The sequence below is a fragment of the Sphingomonas sp. genome (genome assembly GCF_035490575.1).
In the GTDB taxonomy this organism is placed as follows: Bacteria; Pseudomonadota; Alphaproteobacteria; order Sphingomonadales; family Sphingomonadaceae; genus Sphingomonas.
The window spans coordinates 1-2110 of record NZ_DATJLI010000107.1 but is presented as its reverse complement, the minus strand read 5'-3'; the positions used below and the strand labels follow the sequence as shown (position 1 = coordinate 2110).

General features: G+C 64.3%; 3 protein-coding genes. All 3 read left to right on the top strand.

Annotated elements, in window-relative coordinates; genetic code table 11:
- Positions 1-444 precede the first annotated feature (444 nt).
- Positions 445-960 (top strand): 50S ribosomal protein L10, encoded by a 516-nt coding sequence (gene rplJ / locus VL973_RS08220; protein WP_325283544.1) that lies wholly within the window; start codon positions 445-447, stop codon positions 958-960.
- 57 nt (positions 961-1017) lie between these two features.
- On the top strand, positions 1018-1392 hold the full coding sequence (gene rplL, locus VL973_RS08215) for a 50S ribosomal protein L7/L12 (protein WP_325283543.1): 375 nt from the start codon (positions 1018-1020) through the stop codon (positions 1390-1392).
- 204 nt (positions 1393-1596) lie between these two features.
- Positions 1597-2110 (top strand): L,D-transpeptidase scaffold domain-containing protein (locus VL973_RS08210; protein ID WP_475526621.1); only part of this gene is annotated, 514 nt, incomplete at its 3' end.

The window sequence follows — 2110 nt, the reverse complement described above, 5'->3', positions numbered from 1 at the left end:
GCGATGCTGGCGAACGACCCGGCGCTCGCGGCAAAGTTCCGCGCGAAGCTGGCCACCGAACCCGACTTTGCCGCCGATGCCCAGGCGCGGCTGGCCTGGTTTTATCAACGCACGCCTTATTATGACGACCGCCACCTGCTCTATCCGGTGGGTCGCGAAGTGCGTTGACGCTTGACTCAGGCGCAAATGACGTTAAAGGCGCGCGCTTCGCGGAGTGCCCAATATGGATACTTCGCGTCCGTCCGAGACAGCGGGTGATGGGAATATGCCCATCTTAATTCCCCGCCGAGACGGGGAATGTGTTTTTCACCGGCCGTTCGCGGTCGGGTCAGCCGCCGGCAGTGTCCGGCCAAGACGACCATGCCCCCTTGGACGAGGGGTTCGGGCAACCGCCCGTTCCTCGACGTAACCGGACCTTTCGGGGTCCATTTTGAGGAGACCGGCATGGATCGTTCGCAAAAGACCGAAGCCGTTGCCGAGCTGAACCGCACCTTCAACGAAGTTGCCGTGGTGGTCGTCACCCGCAACCTCGGGATGACCGTCGCCCAGTCGACGCAACTCCGCAACAAGATGCGCGAAGCCGGTGCCAGCTACAAGGTCAGCAAGAACCGCCTTGCCAAGATCGCGCTCGAAGGCACTGATTACGCGGGTATTTCCGACCTGCTGACCGGGCCTGTCGCACTTGCCACTTCGACCGATCCGGTCGCGGCCGCCAAGGTCGTGTCGGATTTCGCCAAGACGAACGACAAGATCGAAATCGTCGGCGGCGCAATGGGCAAGCAGGTGCTCGACGCGGAAGGCATCAAGGCGCTGGCATCGCTGCCGTCGCTGGACGAACTGCGCGCCAAGCTGATTGGCCTGGTGCAGGCGCCTGCGACCAAGCTCGCGACCATTACCCAGGCACCGGCGGCGCAGATCGCCCGCGTGCTTGCGGCCTATGCGGAAAAAGACGCCGCCTGATTTTTGGGCGGCTTCGGACACTGACCACATACAACCTTTCAAAATTTGGAGTTTACCATGGCTGACCTGAACGCAATCGTCGAACAGCTGAGCGAACTGACCGTCCTCGAAGCAGCCGAGCTGTCGAAGCTGCTCGAAGAAAAGTGGGGCGTCTCGGCCGCCGCGGCCGTTGCCGCTGCGCCTGCCGGTGGCGGCGCTGCTGCTGCCCCGGTCGAAGAAAAGACCGAATTCGACGTCATCCTGACCGGCGATGGCGGCAAGAAGATCAACGTCATCAAGGAAGTCCGCGCGATCACCGGCCTGGGCCTGACTGAAGCCAAGTCGCTGGTCGAAGGCGCGCCCAAGCCGGTCAAGGAAGGCGTGTCGAAGGACGAAGCCGAGAAGATCAAGACGCAGCTGGAAGGCGCTGGCGCGACCGTCGAGGTCAAGTAATCTCGAACGGATCGGCCGCGCGCCGGTTGGCGCGCGTTTCGATACAGGAAGGGCGGTCCGGCAACGGGCCGCCCTTTTTCGTCGATCGGTCTGCAAGATTTGCACCGCTTTCATGCGCTTCGCCTTTGCGGTGCGGCGTGCGGGGCGCTATGTAAGGCGTGACGAAGGGCGCAGCGTATCCGCACCCGATTTGAAGGCGAGTGAATGGCTGGAAAGACAATGATTCAGGCTGGAATCGGCCTGACTGCCCTGTCGCTGGCGGTATCCGCGGCGCCCGCGCAGCAATTGGTGCTGCCCCCCGATATTGTGCCCGAAACGACGCTCCCGACCGCGCCGCTGGTTCAGCCGGTGCCGTCCGCACCGGCGATGCGACCGCTGCCGCAACTGACGGGTCAGCAGGCGGCGCTGCTGTCGCAGCTGCTGGGTCGCGACAGCCATGAACAGGGGCTGCGCTTCTCGGGCAAGGCGCCGCCCTCACCCGCAGATAATGATGCGCTGGTCCGTGCCGCGCTCGATCACGCCCATGCGGTGCGGGCGGGCCGGCTGGACCCGACCGATTTTCAGGAAGACTGGGCGCTGCGGCCGCAACCCTTCGACCCTTATCCCGGCTTCGTGCGCGCGGTGCAGGAAGACCGCGTCGCCCAGTGGTTCGCCAACCTGCCGCCGCCCTGGGCGGGGTATGAAGGACTGCGAAAGGGGCTGGCGACCTATCGGCGGA

Bases quoted from the DNA above. Each gene is read 5' to 3' on its own strand.
- rplL (WP_325283543.1), top strand. From the start codon at position 1,018: ATGGCTGACCTGAACGCAATCGTCGAACAGCTGAGCGAACTGACCGTC.
- rplJ (WP_325283544.1), top strand. From the start codon at position 445: ATGGATCGTTCGCAAAAGACCGAAGCCGTTGCCGAGCTGAACCGCACC.